The 22,595-nt window shown below is 70.9% G+C and carries 15 protein-coding genes; 8 read left to right on the top strand and 7 right to left on the bottom strand.

Annotated elements, in window-relative coordinates; all coding sequences use genetic code 11:
- Positions 1–199 precede the first annotated feature (199 nt).
- Positions 200–736 carry a GNAT family N-acetyltransferase gene (locus ACFYOV_RS01485; RefSeq protein WP_389081372.1) on the top strand — a complete coding sequence of 179 codons (537 nt, stop codon included), beginning with the start codon at positions 200–202 and terminating at the stop codon, positions 734–736.
- A 274-nt stretch (positions 737–1,010) separates the two neighbouring features.
- On the opposite strand, the gene ACFYOV_RS01480 is transcribed toward ACFYOV_RS01485, so the two are convergent.
- The 5 genes from ACFYOV_RS01480 to ACFYOV_RS01460 all read right to left on the bottom strand — a co-directional run bounded on the left by ACFYOV_RS01480 (position 1,011) and on the right by ACFYOV_RS01460 (position 4,046).
- Complete coding sequence (locus ACFYOV_RS01480) at positions 1,011–1,682, bottom strand: DUF3618 domain-containing protein (protein ID WP_389081369.1); 672 nt, start codon at positions 1,680–1,682, stop codon at positions 1,011–1,013.
- On the bottom strand, positions 1,658–2,080 hold the full coding sequence (locus ACFYOV_RS01475; RefSeq protein ID WP_389081367.1) for a phage holin family protein: 423 nt from the start codon (positions 2,078–2,080) through the stop codon (positions 1,658–1,660). The genes ACFYOV_RS01480 and ACFYOV_RS01475 overlap by 25 nt, the downstream gene beginning before the upstream one ends.
- A 1-nt stretch (position 2,081) precedes the next feature.
- Positions 2,082–2,825, bottom strand: coding sequence for a hypothetical protein (locus ACFYOV_RS01470; RefSeq protein ID WP_389081365.1), 744 nt, complete (start codon positions 2,823–2,825; stop codon positions 2,082–2,084).
- Positions 2,826–3,031: 206 nt separating this feature from the next.
- Complete coding sequence (locus tag ACFYOV_RS01465; protein WP_389081362.1) at positions 3,032–3,481, bottom strand: VOC family protein; 450 nt, start codon at positions 3,479–3,481, stop codon at positions 3,032–3,034.
- Positions 3,482–3,527: 46 nt separating this feature from the next.
- A complete protein-coding gene (locus ACFYOV_RS01460) occupies positions 3,528–4,046 on the bottom strand; it encodes a pyridoxamine 5'-phosphate oxidase family protein (protein ID WP_389081360.1) in 519 nt (172 codons plus the stop codon).
- A 217-nt stretch (positions 4,047–4,263) separates the two neighbouring features.
- Here ACFYOV_RS01460 and ACFYOV_RS01455 point away from each other — a divergent pair, with 217 nt between their 5' ends.
- Positions 4,264–7,266 (top strand): bifunctional [glutamine synthetase] adenylyltransferase/[glutamine synthetase]-adenylyl-L-tyrosine phosphorylase, encoded by a 3,003-nt coding sequence (locus ACFYOV_RS01455; RefSeq protein WP_389081358.1) that lies wholly within the window; start codon positions 4,264–4,266, stop codon positions 7,264–7,266.
- Positions 7,267–7,299: 33 nt separating this feature from the next.
- On the opposite strand, the gene ACFYOV_RS01450 is transcribed toward ACFYOV_RS01455, so the two are convergent.
- Entirely contained in the window at positions 7,300–8,160 is an 861-nt protein-coding gene (locus tag ACFYOV_RS01450; protein ID WP_389081356.1) for a phosphatase PAP2 family protein, read from the bottom strand.
- 190 nt (positions 8,161–8,350) lie between these two features.
- Positions 8,351–9,385, bottom strand: a complete 1,035-nt coding sequence (locus ACFYOV_RS01445; protein ID WP_389081354.1) for a LacI family DNA-binding transcriptional regulator — start codon at positions 9,383–9,385, stop codon at positions 8,351–8,353.
- A gap of 421 nt (positions 9,386–9,806) precedes the next feature.
- Here ACFYOV_RS01445 and ACFYOV_RS01440 point away from each other — a divergent pair, with 421 nt between their 5' ends.
- From ACFYOV_RS01440 to pulA, 6 genes are all read left to right on the top strand, one after another.
- On the top strand, positions 9,807–11,078 hold the full coding sequence (locus ACFYOV_RS01440) for an extracellular solute-binding protein (protein ID WP_389081351.1): 1,272 nt from the start codon (positions 9,807–9,809) through the stop codon (positions 11,076–11,078).
- A 96-nt stretch (positions 11,079–11,174) separates the two neighbouring features.
- Complete coding sequence (locus tag ACFYOV_RS01435) at positions 11,175–12,179, top strand: carbohydrate ABC transporter permease (protein WP_389081348.1); 1,005 nt, start codon at positions 11,175–11,177, stop codon at positions 12,177–12,179.
- A gap of 13 nt (positions 12,180–12,192) precedes the next feature.
- A complete protein-coding gene (locus ACFYOV_RS01430) occupies positions 12,193–13,104 on the top strand; it encodes a sugar ABC transporter permease (protein ID WP_389081346.1) in 912 nt (303 codons plus the stop codon).
- A 186-nt stretch (positions 13,105–13,290) separates the two neighbouring features.
- Positions 13,291–15,036, top strand: coding sequence for a glycoside hydrolase family 13 protein (locus tag ACFYOV_RS01425; RefSeq protein ID WP_389081343.1), 1,746 nt, complete (start codon positions 13,291–13,293; stop codon positions 15,034–15,036).
- A gap of 306 nt (positions 15,037–15,342) precedes the next feature.
- Positions 15,343–16,716, top strand: coding sequence for an alpha-amylase family protein (locus ACFYOV_RS01420; protein ID WP_389081341.1), 1,374 nt, complete (start codon positions 15,343–15,345; stop codon positions 16,714–16,716).
- A 447-nt stretch (positions 16,717–17,163) separates the two neighbouring features.
- Positions 17,164–22,575: a pullulanase-type alpha-1,6-glucosidase gene (pulA, locus tag ACFYOV_RS01415; protein WP_389081339.1), complete on the top strand. Its 5,412-nt coding sequence runs from the start codon at positions 17,164–17,166 to the stop codon at positions 22,573–22,575.
- Positions 22,576–22,595 lie beyond the last annotated feature (20 nt).

The raw sequence follows: 22,595 nt of genomic DNA, 5'->3' as shown, positions 1-22,595 counted from the left end.
AACCCCTCTTGCCGGTACGCGACACATGCGATGCCCCGCACGGTAGAAGCGCGGAGCCCGCCCCTCGGCGCATATGCCGACGTCAGCCCCGATCGAGTGACGACGGGCGGAAGCCCGGTGCCGGCCCCGTGCCCCAACCGGCCCTCAGCGCAAGCCAAATGGTTTGCGGCGCACCGGTCCGGGCCGATAGGAAGCGCCCATGCTGAAAGGGACGAAGGTCGGGCTCAGGGCCAGGCACGAAGAAGACATCCCGGTCCTGCAAACGGAGCTCTACGACGACGTGGTGAACTCCTCCCGGGCCGAGGGCGGTCCGTGGCGCCCGATGACGCCGGGCTCGAAGGATTCGCCGCTCGTGGTGGACGACACGAACCAGCGGCACGTCCCGTTTTCCGTGGTGGAGCTGGAGGGCGGCACGCTGGTCGGCACGGCGTCGCTGTGGGGCATCGACACGCACAACCGGAACGCGCACATCGGGCTCGGCCTGCTGCCGTCCGCCCGCGGCAAGGGGTACGGCAGCGACGTGGTCGCCGTGCTGTGCCACTACGGTTTCGTCGTGCGCGGCTTCCGGCGGCTCCGGATCGAGACGCTGTCGGACAACGCCGCGATGCTGCGCGCCGCCCAGCGCAACGGCTTCGTCCGTGAGGGCGTGCTGCGGTCCTCGGCGTGGGTGATGGGCGAGTTCCTGGACGAGGTGCTGCTGGGCCTTCTCTCCGACGAGTGGAAGCCGGCCTCGTAGCCGTCGGCGACCACCCGCCGACCCGGCCGCACATCATGAACGTCCCCTTCTGCCGTGAAGGCCGGCTTCCCGGGCACAGCCGGCGGGATGCGCCCCTCGCCGCCGAGCCCCGCCCCGGCCGGGACGACGGGCCGGGACGGGGCTCGGGATGCGGCGCGCTCGACGGCAGCGCCCGGGGACGCACGGGGGACGACCGCCGGGAGCCTTACACGTGCCCGAGGGGGAGCCTCACACGTGCCCGAGGCGGAGCCTCATACGTGCGCGAGCGGGAGCCTCACACGGGGCCGGAGCGGTTCCGGGCCTCGTCCGCGAGGCTCTGCCCGGAGTCCCGCGCCTGCTCGGTGACCTGGCCGGCCTGTCCACGCGCTTCTTCCTGGGTGGCACGGGCGCCCTGCGCCGCCGTGTCCTTCACCTCGGCCGCGGCGCTCTGGGTGACTTCCTTCGCGCCTTCCTTCAGGTGCTGCGCGGACTCGGTGGCGGCCTGCTTCACCGGCTCCAGGGCGTCACTCTGCATCAGCTCCGACGCCTTTTCCTGCTCGGCCTGCGAGGTCGGCAGCAGCGAGGACGCGAGCAGGCCCGCCCCGAAGGCGACCAGGCCCGCGGCCAGCGGATTGCCCCGGGTCTGGCGGCGTGCCATGTCGGGCGCCTCCTGCACCGCCTGTCCCGCCTGGCCGACCGCCTCACGGGCCGTGCCGGCCGCCCGGCCGGCGCCCTCCTGGAGGGAACCGGCCGCGGACTGGGCGGTGTGGGACACGCCGTGCGCGGTGTCGGACGCGGTGCCCATGACCCGATCACGGAGGCCCGACACCGCGCCACGCACCCTCTGGGTGCGGCGGCGGACGACCCGTCGGGGACTGGTCCGGTCGGCGAGTTGGTCGACGTTCGTGGACAGCCGCTCGCGAGTGGCTTCGATCTCGGCCCTCACTTGGTCGGGTGACGTGCCCATTCCGCGTTCTCCTTCATGGTCTCGACGGTTCGCTCGGGCTTCGGGGAGACGGTGCGCATCTGCGCGCGGCCCCGCTGGTACAGGACGGCCGCGACGACGGCCCACACCGCGGTGACGATCAGAGCGGCCCAGCCCCCGTCCATCACGTTGGACAGGCCGAGGATGGCGGCCAGCGAGAGGAACAGCAGGACCATGTAGCCGGCGAAACCGGCCCCGCCGTACATGCCGGCGGCCTTGCCCGCCCGGGTCGCCTCCTCCCTGATCTCGGCCTTGGCCAGCTCGACCTCCTGACGGAACAGGGCCTGGAGGTCCGCGGTCACCGTCGACAGCAGCTCGCCCATGGACCTGTCCTGCCCCTGCGGCTCGGCCGAGCCGGGTGTGGGGTGGATCGACGCCATGTCACACCTCCGGGTACGGGCGACCCGGCATGCCGCCCGGCGGCGTACCGACGGCGGGCGGAACGGGTGGAGCGGGTGGAGCAGGGGGTGCCACCGGCGGGGTTCCCGCCACGGACCCCGTCGGGGGCCCCGGCGGCAGGGCCTGCGAGGCGGGCGCGTCCAGCGCGCCCGTGTCCGGTCCCGCGATGGCCTGCCCCTGGTCCGGCCCCTGCCCGGATCCGTCGGACCGGGACGCGGCCCCGGCCGCCTTGGCCAGGCGCCCGGCGACCAGTCCGGCCAGCAGCGCGCCGCCGAGAAACGCTCCGGGGCGGCGGCGGGCGAAGCCCTGGAGGTCGGAGACGAGGCCCTCGGCCCCCTGCTTCTCCAGGTAGTCGGCCGCCCGGTGCCCCCGGTCGGCCGCCTGGGCCGCCAGACTGCGTGCGGGCGACTCGTCGCGGGCACTCTCGGCCAGGCCGGAGAGGTCGTCCGCCCACTGCCGCAGTGCGCCGGCCGCGCGCCGGGTCTGGCCATCGGCCTCGTCCATCGCGCGGCTCCGCAGATCGTCGATGACCGTTCCGGCCTGCTGCCGCGCCTCACCCACCACGGTCCGGGCCTGTTCCGCCGCCGTGCCCGCGACCTGGCTCGCGGCCTGTTTGGCCTGATCGGCCGTTGCGGAGGTCTCCGCCTTGACCTTCTCTCCGGTGCTTCCGGCTCCGGTTCGTACGGACTCACTCATCGGCGACTTCTCCTCGTCGAATGCCTGCATGCGGTCCAGCGTCGAGTGGCCCTCTGGTCACGTTTGACACGCTTTGTCGACAAGAATCGAAAAGGAAATGTCCGATCCGCGATCACCGCGGTCGAGGAGAGGAGACGGACCACCCCCGGATCCCGGCCCGGCGGAAGCCGCCCCGGCCTCACGGGGCCGGGGCGGTCCGGGAGCCCCAAGTCGCCGGGGCGGCCCGCCGGTTGCCGCTACTGGCCGCCCCGTTGCGCCAGGTCCGCCAGGAGCCTGTGCAGCGGTTCCTTCGCACGCCGGCGGAACTCCTGGATCGACCAGCCGTTGCCGTCCGGATCCGTGAAGTACATGAAGGTGGCGCCGTCGTCCGGGGCGTACCGGACGGGCTCGGAGATCTCCAGGCCGCGTCCGGTCAGCTCCGCGCGGGCCGCCTCGATGTCGGCGACGCACAGCTGGAGGCCCTGGTAGGAGCCCGGGGCGGGGCGGGGGCCCGCCAGCCCCTCCCAGACGGTGTCGCCGAGGACGATCGAGCAGCCGGAGCCGGGCGGCGTCAGCTGGACGAGGCGCATGCCCGGCATGACCTCCTCGTCGATGTCGACGTGGAAGCCGACCTTGTCCCGGTAGAAGTCCCTGGCGCGATCGATGTCGCTCACGGGGAGCGGGATCACCTCGAGGGTCATGTCCATGTGCGTGCTCCTTCGTCGGCTGTTGGGGTTGGGGGTCGGGGGTTGATCAGGACCGGTCGAACCGCCACCTCGTCTGGCTGAACGGCTGTCCTTTACCGAATCCGAAAACGGTGCGCGGCGCCACCGAAAACACCACCGCCCGTCCCGGTCCGTGGTGGAAGTGCCCGTCGCGGACCTCGAAGTGCCAGAAGCTCCCGTACTTCGCTTCCCACGCCGCGGCCAGTTCGCGCAGCCGCGCCTCGTCGGCGACCCGCACCGCCGCGCCCTCCACCACCAGGTCGTAGCCCTTGTTCCAGGTGTTGGTGCCGGTCGTCAGCACGACGTCCGGATGCTCCGCGATGTTGCGGGCCTTGCGCTCGTCCGGTCCGGTGCAGAAGTGCAGTGCGTCCTGCGACCAGACCGCGGGGAGCGGGGTCACGTGGGGGCGGCCGTCCGGGCGGACCGTGGAGATCCAGAACAGTTCCGCGTCCCTGAGCAGTGCCTCCGCCTCGGCCCAGGGAGTCGCGCTCGCCCCCGGGTCGCTGTAGCGCGGGTCGATACGGGTCTGGGGTGTCCTGTTGGTCACGGTGCCCTCCACGGACGGGGCCGCGACGCGGCCGCTCGGCGCTCCGGCCGCCGGCCACGGCCGCCCAGCCGGACGTTCTCTCCCCCACTCCGACTCCGCACCGCGGCGAAACTCATCGCCCCGCGACTCCCGGCGCCCGCTGTGCCCGCTCCGGTTAGGCTCATGGCCAGTACGAAGCCGGTACGGGGCTTCGCCCGAGGACCGAGGGAGGCCGCGCATGACGTCGGCGCCGGGGCGCAGGAGCAGCACCTTCACGCGGCTGCTGCGGCACGGGTTCACCGACGCCTCCGCCGCCGAGCGCCTGCTGGACGGCCCCGAACTGGCCCCCGTGCGCAACGACCCCGTGCTGCTCGACGCCCTCGGCGCCACCGCCGACCCCGATCTCGCGCTGCTCGGCCTGGTGCGCCTGCTGGAGGCCCAGCCCGGTGCCACCGCCCGCCGGGAACTGCTCGACACGGTGATCGCCGCCAAGCCGCTGCGGGACCGGCTGCTCGGGGTGCTCGGCGCCTCCGCCGCCCTCGGCGACCACCTCGCCCGGCACCCGAGCGACTGGCAGGCCCTCGTCACCTACGAGCCGCGCGATCTCCACCCCGGTGTCGAGGAGTTCGAGCGCGAGCTGGTCGGCGCCGCCGATCCGGTGGCCCTGCGCGTCGCCTACCGGCGCTGCCTGCTGTCCATCGCCGCCCGTGACGTCTGCGGCACCATCGAGGTCGCCGAGACCGCCGCCGAGCTCGCCGACCTCGCCACCGCCACCCTGCGCGCCGCCCTGGCGCTCGCCGAGGCCGCCGCGCCGCAGGACGCCGCGCTGTGCCGGCTCGCGGTGATCGCGATGGGCAAGTGCGGGGGACACGAGCTGAACTACGTCTCCGACGTCGACGTGATCTTCGTGGGCGAGCCCGCCGAGGGGGCCGACGAGGGCAAGGCGCTGCGCGCCGCGACCCGGCTCGCCTCGCAGATGATGCGGATCTGCTCCGAGAGCACCGTCGAGGGCACCATCTGGCCCGTCGACGCCAACCTGCGGCCCGAGGGGCGCAACGGCCCGCTGGTGCGGACCCTCGCCTCCCACGTGGCCTACTACCAGCGCTGGGCCAAGACCTGGGAGTTCCAGGCGCTGCTCAAGGCCCGACCGGTCGCCGGGGACGCGACGCTCGGCGAGGAGTACGTCGCCGCGCTCCAGCCGCTGGTCTGGAAGGCCGCCGAGCGGGAGAACTTCGTCGCCGACGTGCAGAAGATGCGCCGCCGGGTCGTCGAGAACATCCCCGCCGCCGAGGTCGACCGCCAGCTCAAGCTGGGCCCCGGGGGCCTGCGCGACGTCGAGTTCGCCGTCCAGCTGCTCCAGCTGGTGCACGGCCGCACCGACGTCTCCCTGCGCAGCGGCAGCACCCTGGAGGCGCTCGAGGCACTCGCCGCCGGCGGCTACGTCGGCCGCGCGGACGCCGCCCAGCTCGACGACGCCTACCGCTTCCTGCGCTCCATGGAGCACCGCATCCAACTCCACCGGCTGCGCCGCACCCACCTGGTCCCCGAGGGCGAGGCCGACCTGCGCCGCCTCGGCCGCTCCCTCGGTCTGCGCACCGACCCGGTGGCCACCCTGAACCGGGAGTGGAAGCGGCACGCCTCCGTCGTACGGAGGCTGCACGAGAAGCTGTTCTACCGGCCGCTGCTCGACGCCGTCGCCCAGCTCGCCCCGGGTGAGGCCCGGCTCAGCGCGGAGGCCGCCCGCGAGCGCCTGGTCGCCCTCGGCTACGCCGACCCGGCCGCCGCGCTGCGCCACCTCGAGGCGCTGGCCTCCGGCGTGAGCCGCAAGGCCGCGATCCAGCGCACCCTGCTGCCCGTGCTGCTGGGCTGGTTCGCGGACTCCGCCGAACCGGACGCGGGTCTTCTCAACTTCCGCAAGGTCTCCGACGCACTCGGCAAGACCCCCTGGTACCTGCGGCTGCTGCGCGACGAGGGCGCCGCGGCGCAGAACCTCGCCCGGGTGCTGTCCGCCGGCCGGCTCGCCCCCGACCTGCTGATGCGCGCCCCCGAGGCGGTGGCGCTGCTCGGTGACGGGGACGGCGGGGGACTGCGGCCCCGCTCCCGCGCCCACCTGGAGCAGGAGATACTCGCCGCGGTCCGCCGGGCCGACGGCGCGGCCCAGGGCGTGACGGCCGCCCGCGGGGTCCGCCGCCGCGAGCTGTTCCGCACGGCCGCCGCCGACATCGTCGGCTCCTACGGCACCGAGTCCCAGCCCGCCGAGGCCGACGAGGGCGCCCTGGTGGACCTGGTGGGCGGCGCCGTGTCCGACCTGACGGCCGCCACCCTGGCCGGCACGCTCCGGGCGGTGGTGGGGGAGGGCTGGGGCGACAGCCTGCCCACCCGGTTCGCGATCATCGGCATGGGCCGGTTCGGCGGGCACGAGCTGGGCTACGGCTCCGACGCCGACGTCCTGTTCGTGCACGAGCCAGTTGACGGCGTCGACGAGCGGGAGGCCGCCGAGGCCGCCAACAAGGTCGTCTCCGAGATGCGCCGCCTGCTCCAGATCCCCAGCGCCGACCCGCCCCTGCTCATCGACGCGGACCTGCGCCCCGAGGGCAAGTCCGGGCCGATGGTGCGCACCCTGAAGTCGTACGAGGCGTACTACCGCCGCTGGTCGCTGGTGTGGGAGCGGCACGCACTGCTGCGCGCGGAACGGGTCGCCGGGGACGAGGACCTGGGCCGCCGGTTCACCGAGCTGATCGACCCGCTGCGCTTCCCGGCGGACGGCCTCGGCGAGGACGCGGTCCGCGAGATCCGGCGGCTGAAGGCGCGCATGGAGTCCGAACGGCTGCCGCGCGGCGCCGACCCCAAGCTGCACGCCAAGCTGGGGCCGGGCGGGCTGTCCGACGTGGAGTGGACCGTGCAGCTGCTGCAACTGCGGCACGGCGCCCGGGAGCCCGGCCTGCGCACCACCCGGACCAGGGCGGCCCTGGCCGCCGCCCGCGAGGCCGGACTGATCTCCGCCGAGGACGCCGGCACGCTGGACGAGGCATGGGTGCTGGCCACGCGGGTCCGCAACGCGGTGATGCTGGTCCGGGGCCGGGCCGGGGACACCTTCCCCACCGACCCGCGCGAGCTGGCCGCCGTCGGCCGCTACCTGGGCTACGGCCCCGGCCACGCCGGCGACATGCTCGACGCGTACCGTCGCACGGCCCGCAGGGCGCGGGGCGTGGTGGAGGAGCTGTTCTACGGGGGGTCATGACGCACCGGGCCCCTGCCGGGAGGCAGCGCCCCGTCAGCGGACCGGCAGCAGGCCTCCGCCGCCCGGTGCCCGGCCCGGCACCAGCCTCGGCAGGGCGTAGGGCTGGCTGCCGTACCAGACCAGGGCGACCCCGTAGCCGAAGGCGAGGCACAGCACGCCGCCCACCGCGTCCAGCCAGAAGTGGTTGGCGGTGGCCACGATGACCACCAGAGTGGCCGCCGGGTACACCAGACCCAGTACGCGCACCCACGGGACCGCGGCCAGCGCGAAGATCGTCAGCCCGCACCACACCGACCAGCCGATGTGCATCGACGGCATGGCGGCGTACTGGTTGGACATGTTCTTCAGGTCGCCGGAGGCCATCGAACCCCAGGTCTGGTGGACCAGGACGGTGTCGACGAAGGTCCGGCCGCTCATCAGCCGCGGCGGGGCCAGCGGATACAGGTAGTAGCCGACCAGGGCGACACCCGTGGTGGAGAACAGCACCAGCCGGGTCGCCGCGTAGCGGCCGGGGTGTCTGCGGTACAGCCACACCAGGACACCCAGGGTCACGACGAAGTGCAGGGTGGCGTAGTAGTAGTTCATGCCGACGACGAGCCAGGTCACCGAGTTCACGGCGTGGTTGACGGACTCCTCGACGGCTATGCCGAGCTGGTGCTCCAGCCGCCAGATCCAGTCGGCGTTGCGCAGTGCCTCGGACTTCTGCTCGGGCACGGCGTTGCGGATCAGCGAGTACGTCCAGTAACTCACCGCGATCAGCAGGATCTCGAACCACACCCGCGGTCGGCGAGGGGTGCGCAGACGGCGCACGAACCGCTGCCCCGTCCCGTCCGCGACGGGATGCGGAACGACCTCTTCCCGGCCTTCCGTCGTTGTCACGGTCGTGTCACCCATAGGCAGAGAGTTTGCCAGAAAAGCGCTCCCCTTCAGATCATCCCCCGGGCGGGACCGGCTCGCATGTTCTCCTGCGGGAGAAGAGCCGCGCAGTCCTCCCGTGGCAGTGCGTGAAAAGTCGCTTTCTCCGCCCCGAGGAGGATTTACCACCTCTGAAGGTGATTCGTTTCTCCCTGGTCGGTGCCGGTCTCTAGGGGCGGAACCTGTCACCGGGGGCCGAGGCGGTCGAACCGCGCACCACCAGCTCCGGCATGAACACGAACTCGCTGTGCGGCGCGGGCGTCCCGCCGATCTCCTCCAGCAGCGTGCGCACCGCGGCCTGGCCCATCGCCGGGACCGGCTTGCGGACCGTGGTCAATGGCGGGTCGGTGAAGGCGATCAGCGGCGAGTCGTCGAAGCCGACCACCGAGATGTCCTTCGGCACGTCCAGTCCGCGCTGCCGGGCCGCCCGTATCGCGCCCAGGGCCATCATGTCGCTCGCGCACACCACCGCGGTGCAGTCCCGCTCCATCAGGGCGGTGGCGGCGGCCTGGCCGCCCTCCAGGGTGTACAGCGAGTGCTGGATCAGCTCCGTCTCGACCGTCTCGGCGCTCAGGCCCAACTGCTCCTGCATGGTGCGCACGAAGCCCTCGATCTTGCGCTGCACCGGGACGAAACGCTTCGGCCCGAGCGCCAGACCGATCCGGGTGTGGCCGAGCGAGGCGAGGTGGGTGACGGCGAGCGCCATCGCGGCGCGGTCGTCGGGGGAGATGAACGGCGCCTGCACCTTCGGGGAGAAGCCGTCGACCAGCACGAACGGCACGCCCTGGGCGCGCAGTCGCTCGTAGCGCTGCATGTCGGCCGTGGTGTCCGCGTGCAGTCCGGAGACGTAGATGATGCCGGCGACCCCGCGGTCCACGAGCATCTCGGTCAGCTCGTCCTCCGTGGACCCGCCCGGGGTCTGGGTGGCGAGCACCGGGGTGTAGCCCTGGCGGGTCAGCGCCTGGCCGATGACCTGGGCCAGCGCCGGGAAGATCGGGTTCTCCAGCTCGGGGGTGATCAGACCGACCAGACCCTCACTGCGCTGCCGCAGCCGCACGGGGCGCTCGTAACCCAGGACGTCGAGGGCGGCGAGCACGGACTGGCGGGTGGTGGCGGCGACGCCCGGCTTGCCGTTGAGGACGCGGCTGACGGTCGCCTCGCTCACCCCCGCCTGAGCGGCGATGTCGGCAAGTCGTGTGGTCACAGAACCGGACTGTAGCGGGCGTTTCCGCCCTTGCACACCGAGCGCATGCCTGCTGCGCGCCGTAGGACGGCCCGCTGTGGGCTGCTGGGTCATCGCGGTCCTCACGTCGTGGTCGGCGACCGTTCCGCAACGGATGATTCCCCCCGTGGAAACGGATGGCAAGTGCTTGCAGAGTCTTGCACACCCGTGCGGACCCCGCCCTACGCCCGCAAACGCGCGTCGCGCGGCGATGGAGGGGAGGTCACGGCGGCATAACTCTCCAGGCCGCTTGCAAAATTTTTCAGCAAGGTCTTTCGGATCGGTTGCACGGCTGTTACGTTCACGTCGCCCGGCGGCCGCAACGGCGCAGTCGGCAAGTCGGCGGGAGCGGCAGACGGGGCCGCCCTCGCACCACACGGGCTTTCACCCTCAAGGAGAACTCATGCGGCGTGGCATAGCGGCCACCGCGCTGGTGGCGTCCCTCGCCCTCGCGGCGACGGCCTGCGGCGGAGACAGCGACAGCGGCGACAAGGCGGACGGCCCGGTCACCATCACCTGGTGGGACACCTCCAACGCGACCAACGAGGCGCCGACCTACAAGGCCCTGGTCAAGGAGTTCGAGGCCGCCAACAAGGACATCAAGGTCAACTACGTCAACGTCCCCTTCGACCAGGCGCAGAACAAGTTCGACACCGCCGCCGGCTCCAAGGGTGCCCCCGACGTGCTGCGCTCCGAGGTCGGCTGGACCCCGGCCTTCGCCAAGAAGGGCTTCTTCCTGCCGCTGGACGGCACCGAGGCCCTGAAGGAGCAGAGCCAGTTCAAGTCCAACCTGCTCGAGCAGGCGAAGTACGAGGGCAAGACGTACGGCGTGCCGTTCGTCACCGACACGCTCGCTCTGGTCTACAACAAGGAGCTCTTCGAGAAGGCCGGCGTCGAGGCCCCCAAGACCTGGGACGACCTGAAGAAGGCCGCCGCCACCATCAAGGCGAAGACCGGCGTCGACGGCTACTGGGGCTCCACCCAGGCCTACTACGCCCAGTCCTTCCTCTACGGCGAGGGCGCCGACACCGTCGACGTCGAGGCCAAGAAGATCACCGTCAAGTCGCCGGAGGCCAAGAAGGCCTACGGCACCTGGTTGGAGCTCTTCAAGGGCAAGGGCCTGCACAAGGCCGACACCACGGCCGACGCCTACGCCCACATCCAGGACGCCTTCGTCAACGGCAAGGTCGCCTCGATCATCCAGGGCCCGTGGGAGATCACCAACTTCTACAAGGGCTCGGCGTTCAAGGACAAGAACAACCTCGGCATCGCCACCGTCCCGGCCGGTTCCAGCGGCAAGGCGGGCGCCCCGACGGGCGGCCACAACCTCTCGGTCTACGCCGGCTCCACCAAGGACAAGCAGGAGGCCGCGCTGAAGTTCCTGAACTTCATGACCTCCGCGAAGGCCCAGGAGACCATCGCGCTGAAGAACTCCACGCTGCCCACGCGTGACGACGCCTACACCGACCAGGTCAAGGCCGACCCGGGCATCGCCGGCTACCAGACGGTCCTCGCCGCCGCCCAGCCGCGCCCGGCCCTGCCCGAGTACAGCTCGCTGTGGGGTCCGCTGGACGACGAGCTCCCGCAGATCGCCGGTGGCAAGGAGTCCCTGGACAAGGGCCTGGGCGACGCGGAGACCGCGATCGTCAAGCTGGTGCCGGACTTCAGCAAGTAAACCCGTGTGGCCGCCGGATCCGCCCCGTGCAGGGAGGGGTCCGGCGGCCTGCGGGCTGTGTGCCGTCCTCCTTGATCATCCAGAAGGTGTCGAACCATGACAGTCGCCATCGACCGCGCGACCGGCAAGCGCCGCGGTGACCGCGCGCCCCGGCCCGGGCCGGTCCGCCGCATGAAGCGCGGATTCGCCAAGCACTGGTACGCCTACGCCATGATCGCGCCGGTGGCCGTCGTGCTCGGCGTCCTCGTGCTGTATCCCCTGGCGTACGGCTTCTACCTCACGCTGACCGACGCCGACAGCCTCAACTCGGCGCGCACCATCGGCGTCAACGAGATCGAGGCCACCTACAAGTTCATCGGCCTGGACAACTACGCCGACATCCTGTGGGGCGAGACCTCCTACGACCGGTTCTGGTCCCACTTCATCTGGACGATCGTGTGGACGGCGGCCTGCGTCGCCCTGCACTACGGCATCGGCCTGGGCCTCGCCCTGCTGCTCAACCAGAAGCTGCGGGGCCGCACGCTCTACCGGCTCGTCCTCATCCTGCCGTGGGCCGTGCCGACCTTCGTCACCGTCTTCGGCTGGCGCTTCATGCTCGCCGACAGCGGCATCATCAACTCCGGCCTGGACGCCCTCGGCCTGCCGGCGCCGCAGTGGCTGGAGGACACCTTCTGGCAGCGGTTCGCCGCGATCATGGTCAACACCTGGTGCGGTGTGCCGTTCATGATGGTCTCCCTGCTCGGCGGCCTCCAGTCCATCGACGCCAGCCTGTACGAGGCCGCCGAGATGGACGGCGCGAACGCCTGGCAGCGCTTCCGCCACGTCACCCTGCCCGGCCTGCGCTCGGTCAGCTCCACGGTCGTCCTGCTCGGCGTGATCTGGACCTTCAACCAGTTCGCCATCATCTTCCTGCTGTTCGGCAACACCGCCCCCGAGGCACAGATCCTCGTCACCTGGGCCTACCAGCTGGGCTTCGGGCAGCAGCCGCGCGAGTTCGCCGAGTCCGCCGCCTACGGCATGCTGCTGCTGGCGATCCTGATCGTCTTCACCTCCTTCTACCGCCGCTGGCTGAACCGCAATGAGCAGCAGCTCGCGATCTGAGGCAGGAGTCCCCATGAGCACCACCACCGTCAAGACCGCCGCTCCGGCGGACCGGCCGGCCGGCGGCGCGACCCCGCCCCGCACGGTGCGCGGCCGCGGCGAGCGCAGCCCGCTGGCGAGGCTCACCTCCCACGGCATCCTGGTCGCCGCGAGCCTGATCGCGCTCTTCCCGGTCGCCTGGCTGGTCTTCCTGTCGCTCGGCCCGGACAAGGACGACTATCTGCGCCCCGGCGGCATCTGGGGCAAGATGACGCTGGACAACTACGCGTTCGTCCTCCAGCACACGAACTTCTTCGACTGGCTGAAGAGCTCGCTGATCGTCTCTCTCGGCACCACGCTCATCGGCGTCATGGTGGCCGCGACCACCGGCTACGCCGTGTCGCGGATGCGCTTCCCCGGGTACAAGAAGTTCATGTGGGTGCTCCTGGTCACCCAGATGTTCCCGGTGGCCGTGCTGATGGTGCCGATGTACCAGATCCTGTCGGAGCTCCAGCTCATCGACAGCTACCTCGGCCTGATCCTCGTCTACTGCTCGACCGCGGTGCCGTACTGCGCCTGGCTGATGAAGGGCTACTTCGACACCATTCCGTTCGAGATCGACGAGGCGGGACGGGTCGACGGGCTCACCCCCTTCGGTACGTTCTCGCGGCTGATCCTTCCGCTGTCCAAGCCGGGCCTGGCGGTCGCCGCGTTCTACAGTTTCATCACCGCGTTCGGCGAGGTCGCCTTCGCCACGACGTTCATGCTGGACGACGAGAAGTACACGCTCGCGGTCGGTCTGCAGAGCTTCGTCAGCGAGCACGACGCCCAGCGCAACCTCATGGCCGCCACCGCGGTCCTGATCGCGATACCCGTCTCCGCGTTCTTCTACCTCGTGCAGAAGAACCTGGTGAGCGGCCTCACCGCCGGCGGCACGAAGGGCTGACCCCCGAGTGCGAGGACTCCCGCGCGCCTGACCGCGCGGGCAGGCGGCCGCGGTGTCCATCCGACCCCGCTGTCACCGCGGCCGCCTTCTCATCCCGCCGCCCCCACCCTCGACCCGATGACCGTCATTCCGTCCCCCGCTTCCGGTTCCGTCCGCGCGGGAGGACCCCATCGCATCAAGGACGACATGAGCCAGCAGCACTCCGCCGCCCCGGCCCCGACCTCTCCGACCGATTCGGTTGTCGCCACCGTCGCCAGGCGCCGTGACTGGTGGCGGGACGCGGTGATCTACCAGGTGTACCCGCGCAGCTTCGCCGACAGCAACGGCGACGGCATGGGTGATCTGGAGGGCATCCGCTCCCGTCTGCCGTATCTGCGCGACCTCGGCGTGGACGCCGTGTGGCTCAGCCCCTTCTACGCCTCCCCGCAGGCCGACGCCGGCTACGACGTGGCCGACTACCGCGCCGTCGACCCGATGTTCGGCTCGCTGCTCGACGCCGACGCGCTGATCCGGGACGCCCATGCCCTGGGCCTGCGGATCATCGTGGACCTCGTCCCCAACCACTCCTCCGACCAGCACGAGTGGTTCAGGCGGGCGATCGCCGAGGGCCCCGGTTCGCCGCTGCGGGAGCGTTACCACTTCCGTCCCGGCAAGGGCGAGAACGGCGAACTGCCGCCCAATGACTGGGAGTCCATCTTCGGCGGCCCGGCCTGGACCCGGGTCACCGAGCCCGACGGCATCCCCGGCGAGTGGTACCTGCACCTCTTCGCCCCCGAGCAGCCGGACTTCAACTGGGAGCACCCGGCGGTCGGCGACGAGTTCCGCTCCATCCTGCGGTTCTGGCTCGACATGGGCGTCGACGGCTTCCGCATCGACGTGGCGCACGGCATGGTGAAGGCCGAGGGCCTGCCGGACCTTGGATCCCACGAGCAGCTGAAGCTGCTGGGCAACGATGTCATGCCGTTCTTCGACCAGGACGGCGTCCACGAGATCTACCGCCAGTGGCGGCTGATCCTCGACGAGTACTCGGATGCAATGGGGCCCGAAGGGCCTTCCGCAGAAGGGCGGGGGCGGGAGACGGGCGGGCGTATCTTCGTCGCCGAGGCGTGGACGCCGACCGTGGAGCGCACCGCCAACTACGTGCGCCCCGACGAGCTGCACCAGGCGTTCAACTTCCAGTACCTGGGCACCTACTGGGAGGCCGAGGAGCTGCGTGCCGTCATCGACCGCACCCTGGAGGCGATGCGCCCGGTCGGCGCCCCGGCCACCTGGGTGCTGTCCAACCACGACGTCACCCGGCACGCCACCCGCTTCGCCAACCCGCCCGGCCTCGGCACCCAGATCCGCCTGGCCGGCGACCGCGAACTGGGCCTGCGCCGGGCCCGCGCGGCGACGCTGCTGATGCTGGCGCTGCCCGGCTCGGCGTACGTCTACCAGGGCGAGGAACTGGGCCTGCCGGACGTCGTGGACCTCGCCGACGAGGTGCGCCAGGACCCGGCGTACTTCCGGGGCGCGGGTCAGGACGGCTTCCGTGACGGCTGCCGGGTGCCGATCCCGTGGACGTGCGAGGGGTCCTCGTACGGCTTCGGCGACGGCGGCAGCTGGCTTCCGCAGCCGGAGGGCTGGGGCGAGCTGAGCGTCCAGGCGCAGACCGGGGTGCCCGGTTCGACGCTGGAGCTGTACCGGGCCGCGCTCGCCGCGCGCCGGGAGCACCCGGACCTGGGTCCGGGCGACGCGGTGGAGTGGCTGCGGGCGCCGAAGGGCGTGCTGGCCTTCCGGCGCGGGGAGTTCGTGTGCGTGGCCAACACCACGGGTGAGTCGGTGACGACCCCCTCGTACGGGCGGGTGCTGCTCGCCAGCGGTGAGGTGGCCGAGACGGGCGGCGAGGTGAAGGTGCCGGGCGACACCACGGTGTGGTGGACCACGGCCTGAGGCAGCCGCGGTCGACGGGCCCCGGGCGCTGATGCCCCGGGGCCCCTCGGCTGCCCCCGGGCCCGGTCCGACGCGGGGTCCACACGGGGTCCGACGAGGAGTCGCAGGTCCGGTCCGAGGCCGGTCCATGAGGTCCGCTCCGTGGCCGGGTCGCAACTTTTTTCCTTCAACTTCGTACGGCCCGCTGCCCTTTTGGGTTGTGGGCCCTTAACATCTGCGTTGCCGCAAGGTTTCTGAAGGTTTCTGCAAGAACATTCAGGCGCCTGTCGGCGTTCCCCACCCCCTTCGATGAAGAAGGAACCCCACATGGCACGCAGAACCCTTGCCGGAGCCGCCGCCCTCGCGGTGGTCTCGGTTGTCATGGCCCCGACCACCGCGGAGGCGTCGCCGCCCGGCACCAAGGACGTCACGGCCGTCCTGTTCGAGTGGAACTTCGCCTCGGTCGCCCGCGAGTGCACCAACACCCTCGGTCCCGCCGGATACGGCTACGTCCAGGTCTCCCCGCCCGCCGAGCACATACAGGGCTCACAGTGGTGGACCTCGTACCAGCCCGTCAGCTACAGGATCGCCGGCCGGCTCGGCGACCGCACCGCCTTCCGCACCATGGTCGACACGTGTCACGCGGCCGGCGTCAAGGTCGTCGTCGACACGGTCGTCAACCACATGTCGGCCGGCACCGGCACCGGCACCGGCGGCTCGTCGTACAGCAAGTACAACTACCCCGGCCTGTACTCCACGTACGACTTCGACAACTGCACCTCGCACATCACCAACTACCAGGACCGCTGGAACGTCCAGAACTGCGAACTGGTCGGCCTCGCCGACCTCGACACCGGCGAGGACTACGTCCGCGGAGCCATCGCCCGCTACATGAACGACCTGCTCTCCCTCGGCGTGGACGGCTTCCGCATCGACGCCGCCAAGCACATGCCGGCCGCCGACCTGGCCACCATCAAGTCCCGCCTGACCAACCCCTCGGCGTACTGGAAGCAGGAGGTCATCTTCGGCACCGGCGAGGCCGTCCAGCCCACCGAGTACACCGGCAACGGGGACGTCCAGGAGTTCCGCTACGCCTACGACCTCAAGCGGGTCTTCAACAACGAGAACCTCGCCTACCTGAAGAACTACGGCGAGGGCTGGGGCTACATGAACAGCTCCCTCTCCGGCGTCTTCGTCGACAACCACGACACCGAGCGCAACGGCTCCACCCTCAGCTACAAGGACAACGCCACCTACACCCTGGCGAACGTCTTCATGCTGGCCTGGCCCTACGGCGCGCCGGACATCAACTCCGGCTACGAGTTCACCGACCACGACGCGGGACCGCCCAACGGCGGCCGGGTCGACGCCTGCTGGCAGAGCGGCTGGAAGTGCCAGCACGCCTGGCCGGAGATCAAATCCATGGTCGCCTTCCGTAACGCGACCCGGGGCCAGTCGGTGACCAACTGGTGGGACAACGGCGGCGACGCGATCGCGTTCGGCCGGGGCAGCAAGGGCTTCGTGGCCATCAACCACGAGTCCGGCTCGCTGACCCGCACCTACCAGACCTCCCTCCCGGCGGGCACGTACTGCAACGTCCAGAACAACACGCAGGTGACGGTGAACGGTTCCGGCCAGCTCACGGCCACCCTGGGCAGCAACACGGCCCTGGCGGTGTACGCGGGCAAGTCCTCCTGCTGAGTGGACACCCCCGGGCGCGGCAGGTGACACCCTCGTCCCCCTGCCTGCCGCGTCCCGTTCACGCCCTGGCCCCTGACGGGGACGACCCGGCGCCTCCTCCTGCGCCCCGTGCAGGCCCGGGACCTCCCAGGACCACACCCGCACGTGGACCGATCCGGAGGTCCGCCGGCACCTCGCGGGCCGCTCTCCACCGAGGTGGTGCGGGCGCGCGAACAGCGGTTCGTGGGCCTGGGGCGAGGCCCACGTGCGGTACCGGCTGGGCGGTCAGGGCGTCTCCGCTCGGGGCCCGCTTCGGTGAAAAGTCTTGCTACGGCTTTCAAAACTCTTGCTGTAAACCTTTCTCCGGCGATACGGTCACGCCGGCGCCCCGGTGACGTGGCCGGAAACAGGCTGTGCCGTGGCGTGGGGTCGGACCCAATGAGCCGTAGTCGCAAGGAGTTCACGCCTGTGATACCCAGATGGCCGGCGCCCGCGAGGCGCCGCACCGTACAGGGCAGAAGGGTCGCCGCCGTCACCGTGGCCGCGCTCGCCGCCGCCCTGGTGCAGCCCCTCGCGGCCAGCGCCGACACCCCGCCCGCGCCCCCCTCGGACGCGACGCTGGCCAAGTCGCCCGCACGGCACGACCTGACCCGCGAGCAGTTCTACTTCGTCCTGCCGGACCGTTTCGCCAACGGCGACACCGGCAACGACCGCGGCGGTCTGACCGGTTCGCGGCTCAGCACCGGGTACGACCCCGCCGACAAGGGCTTCTACCAGGGCGGCGACCTCAAGGGCCTGACGAAGAAGCTCGACTACATCAAGGGAATGGGCACCACCGCCATCTGGATGGCGCCCATCTTCAAGAACCAGCCCGTGCAGGGCACCGGCAAGGACGCCTCCGCCGGTTACCACGGCTACTGGATCACCGACTTCACCCAGGTCGACCCGCACTTCGGCACCAACGAGGATCTCGAGACCCTCATCGACAAGGCCCATGCCAAGGGCATGAAGGTCTTCTTCGACGTCATCACCAACCACACCGCCGACGTCGTCGACTACGAGGAGAAGTCCTACACCTACCTCTCCAAGGGCGCCTTCCCGTACCTGACCAAGGACGGCCGCCCCTTCGACGACGCCGACTACGCCGACGGTTCGCGGGAGTTCCCGCGCGTCGACGCCGACTCCTTCCCGCGTACCCCGGCCGTTCCCGACGCCAAGAAGCGGATCAAGGTCCCCTCCTGGCTCAACGACCCGCGGATGTACCACAACCGGGGCGACTCCACCTACGCCGGCGAGTCCACCACCTACGGCGACTTCTCCGGCCTGGACGACCTGTGGACAGAGCGCCCCGAGGTCGTCGAGGGCATGGAGAAGATCTACCAGCGGTGGGTCAGGGACTTCGACATCGACGGCTTCCGGATCGACACCGTGAAGCACGTCAACATGGAGTTCTGGACCCAGTGGGCCACCGCTCTGGACGCCTACGCGGCCAGGCAGGGCCGTGACGACTTCTTCATGTTCGGCGAGGTCTACTCCGCCGACACGAACATCACCGCCCCGTACGTCACCGAGGGCCGCCTCGACGCCACCCTCGACTTCCCCTTCCAGGAAGCCGCCCGCCAGTACGCCTCCCAGGGCGGCAGCGCAAGGAAGCTCGCGGCGGTCTTCGGCGACGACTACAAGTACGCGACCGACAAGGCCAACGCCTACGAGCAGGTCACCTTCCTCGGCAACCACGACATGGGCCGCATCGGCACGTTCCTGAAGCAGGACAACCCGAACGCGTCCGACGCCGCACTGCTGAAGAAGGACATGCTCGCCAACGAGCTGATGTTCCTCAGCCGAGGCAACCCGGTCGTCTACTACGGCGACGAACAGGGCTTCACCGGCGCCGGCGGCGACAAGGACGCCCGCCAGACCCTGTTCGCCTCCCGCACCGCCGACTACCTCGACGACGACCTGATCGGCACCGACCGCACCCACGCCGACGACAGCTACGACACGCGAGCACCGCTCTACCGGCAGATCAGCGCTCTCGCCAAACTGCGCAAGGCCCACCCGGCCCTCACCGACGGCATCCAGCAGGAGCGCCACGCGGCTGACGGACCCGGCGTCTACGCCTTCTCCCGCACCGGCACCGGCAAGGACACCACCGAATACGTGGTCGCCTTCAACAACGCCGCGGAGAAGAAGACCGCGACCTTCGCGACCAACTCCGCCGGCATGACCTTCCGCGGCATCCACGGCACCGACGCCTCGGTCACCAGCGACGCCGACAAGAAGATCACCGTCACCGTCCCGGCCGGCTCGGCCATCGTCCTCGAGGCCACGGGCCCGCTCGCCCGGCCCGCCACCGGGCCCACCCTCACGCTCGAGGCCCCCGAGGCAGGCGCCACCGGCACCGTGGCGCTCACCGCCGACGTCGACGGCGGGCAGCTCAACCGCGTCGTCTTCGCCGCCCAGACCGGCAACGGCCCCTGGCGCACCCTCGGCTCCGCCGACCACGCCCCGTACAAGGTCACGCACACCATCGACGCGGACGTCCCGGCCGGCACCGCCCTGCGCTACAAGGCCGTCGTGATCGACTCGGCCGGCCGCACCGCGAGCGCCCTGGCCGGCTCCACCACCGGCACCCCGCCGGTCGAGTCGCCGCCCACCGCCACCTCCCGCGACTACGCGGTCGTCCACTACAAGCGCGCGGACGGCGACTACGACGACTGGGGTCTGTACGCCTGGGGCGACCTCGCGGAGGGCGAGGCCACCGAGTGGCCGAAGAGCCACCCCTTCGCCGGCCGCGACGCCTACGGCGCCTTCGCCTACGTCAAGCTCAAGCCCGGCGCCTCCGACGTCGGCTTCCTGGTGATCGACAAGGACGGCAACAAGGACGTCTCCACCGACCGCACCATCGACGTCACCAGGACCGGCGAGATCTGGATCGAGCAGGGCAAGGAAACCGTCACCACCGAACGGCCCGAGTACCCGGCGCAGGACCGCACCAAGGCGGTGCTCCACTACCACCGCGCCGACGGGAACTACGACGGCTGGGGCCTGCACGTGTGGACCGGCGCCGCGCACCCCACCGAGTGGTCGAACCCGCTGAAGCCGGTGAAGACTGATGCCTATGGCGCTGTCTTCGAGGTGCCGCTCACCGAGGGTGCCACCAGCCTCAGCTACATCATCCACAAGGGCGACGAGAAGGACCTCCCGTCCGACCAGTCGCTCGACCTCAAGGCCAACGGGCACGAGGTGTGGCTGTTGAACGGCCAGGAGAAGTACCTGCTGCCGCAGCCCGCGGGCTCCGCGGCCGCCCTCGACCCGGCCACCTCCAAGGCGGTCTGGATCGACCGGAACACGGTCGTGTGGAACGGCTCCGAGGCCGCCGCCTCCACCCAGCTGCTCTACTCCCGCAACGGCTCCATCAAGGTCACCGATGGTGCGTTGACCAGCGACGACGAGCGCTGGCTGCGGCTGGCGAAGACGTCCCTCACCGGCGCCCAGAAGGAGAAGTTCCCGCACCTGGGGAACGCCACCGCCTGGTCCGTCGACCCCCGTGACCGCGACCGGGTCCGCGAGGCCCTGCGCGGCCAGGTCGTCGCCTCCCAGCGCGCCGCCAACGGCGCCGTGCTCGCCGCGACCGGCGTCCAGATCGCCGGCGTCCTGGACGACCTCTACGCCGACCGTGCCACCGGGGCGAAGCTCGGCCCGGTCTTCCGGGACGGCCGTCCCACGCTCTCCGTGTGGGCACCGACCGCGCAGAACGTCTCCCTGGAGATCGGTGGCTCCACCGTCCGGATGAAGCGCGACGACGCCACCGGCGTCTGGTCCGTCACCGGCCCGGCCTCCTGGAAGGGCAAGCCGTACCGGTACGCCGTGAAGGTCTGGGCGCCCACCGCCCGCGAGATCGTCACCAACAAGGTCACCGACCCCTACTCGGTCGCCCTGACCACCGACTCCGAGCGCAGCCTGGTCGTCGACCTCCGCGACCGCGCCCTCGCCCCCAAGGGCTGGGCCGGTCTGGACAAGCCGAAGGCCGTGCCGCTGAAGGACGCCCAGATCCAGGAACTGCACATCCGGGACTTCTCCGTGGAGGACCGCACGGCGAGCGACCGCGGCACCTACCTCGCCTTCACCGACAAGGACAGCGACGGCTCCCGGCACCTGCGCGAGCTGGCGAAGTCCGGCACCTCGTACGTGCACCTGCTGCCCGCGTTCGACATCGCCACCATCCCCGAGAGGACGTCGGACCAGGCGACCGTCGACTGCGACCTCGCCTCCTACGCCGCCGACTCCGCCGAGCAGCAGGAGTGCGTGGCGAAGATCGCCGCCAAGGACGCCTACAACTGGGGCTACGACCCGTACCACTACACGGTCCCCGAGGGCTCCTACGCCACCGACCCCGACGGCACCGCCCGCACGGTCGAGTTCCGCCGGATGGTCAAGGCGCTCAACGAGGACGGCCTGCGCGTCGTCATGGACGTCGTCTACAACCACACGGCCGCGAGCGGCCAGGCCAGGACCAGCGTCCTGGACCGGATCGTGCCCGGCTACTACCAGCGGCTGCTGGCCGACGGCTCGGTCGCGAACAGCACCTGCTGTGCCAACACGGCCACCGAGAACGCCATGATGGGCAAGCTGGTCGTCGACTCGGTCGTCACCTGGGCCCGGGAGTACAAGGTCGACGGCTTCCGCTTCGACCTCATGGGCCACCACCCGAAGGCCAACATCCTCGCCGTCCGCAAGGCCCTCGACGCCCTCACCCCGGAGAAGGACGGGGTCGACGGCAAGAAGATCATCCTGTACGGCGAGGGCTGGAACTTCGGTGAGGTCGCCGACGACGCCCGCTTCGTCCAGGCCACGCAGAAGAACATGGCCGGCACCGGCATCGCCACCTTCTCCGACCGGGCCCGTGACGCCGTGCGCGGCGGCGGACCCTTCGACGAGGACCCGGGCGTGCAGGGCTTCGCCTCCGGCCTGTACACCGACCCCAACTCGTCGAAGAGCAACGGCACCGAGGCCGAGCAGCGGGCCCGGCTCCTGCACTACCAGGACCTGATCAAGGTCGGGCTGAGCGGCAACCTCGCCGCGTACACCTTCACCGACACCAGCGGCAAGGAGGTCAAGGGCAGCCAGGTCGACTACAACGGCTCGCCCGCCGGATACGCGGACGCCCCCGGCGACGCCCTCGCCTACGCCGACGCGCACGACAACGAGTCGCTGTTCGACGCGCTCGCCTTCAAGCTGCCGAAGGACACGTCCGCGGCGGACCGGGCACGGATGCAGGTCCTCGCCATGGCCACCGCCACCCTCTCGCAGGGCCCGGCGCTCTCCCAGGCCGGCACCGACCTGCTGCGCTCCAAGTCCCTGGACCGCAACTCCTACGACAGCGGCGACTGGTTCAACGCCATCCACTGGAACTGTGCGGACGGCAACGGCTTCGGCCGCGGTCTGCCGCCGGCCGCCGACAACGAGGCCAAGTGGCCCTACGCCAAGCCGCTGCTCACCGCCGTCGAGGTGGGCTGCCCGCAGATCGAGGGCGCCTCGGCCGCGTACCAGGATCTGCTGCGGATCCGCACGACGGAGGACGTCTTCTCCCTCGGTACGGCCGAGCAGGTGCAGTCCCGGCTGTCGTTCCCGCTGTCCGGCGAGGACGAGAAGCCCGGCGTGATCACCATGAGGCTCGGCGACCTGGTCGTCGTCTTCAACGCGACGCCCGAGCGGCAGGAGCAGCGCGTCGTCGCGCTCTCCGGGACGGACTACCGTCTGCACCCGGTGCAGGCCGCGGGTGGCGACACGGTCGTGAAGACCTCGTCGTACGCCGAGGGCACGGGCACGTTCACCGTCCCGGCGCGCACGGTCGCCGTGTTCACCACGGGCGGCTGACCCGGTAGGGAGCTGCGGCT

Origin of the sequence: Streptomyces sp. NPDC005931, assembly GCF_042871235.1 — a bacterium.
Classification (GTDB): domain Bacteria; phylum Actinomycetota; class Actinomycetes; order Streptomycetales; family Streptomycetaceae; genus Streptomyces.
This window is presented reverse-complemented; position numbering and strand designations above follow the sequence as displayed.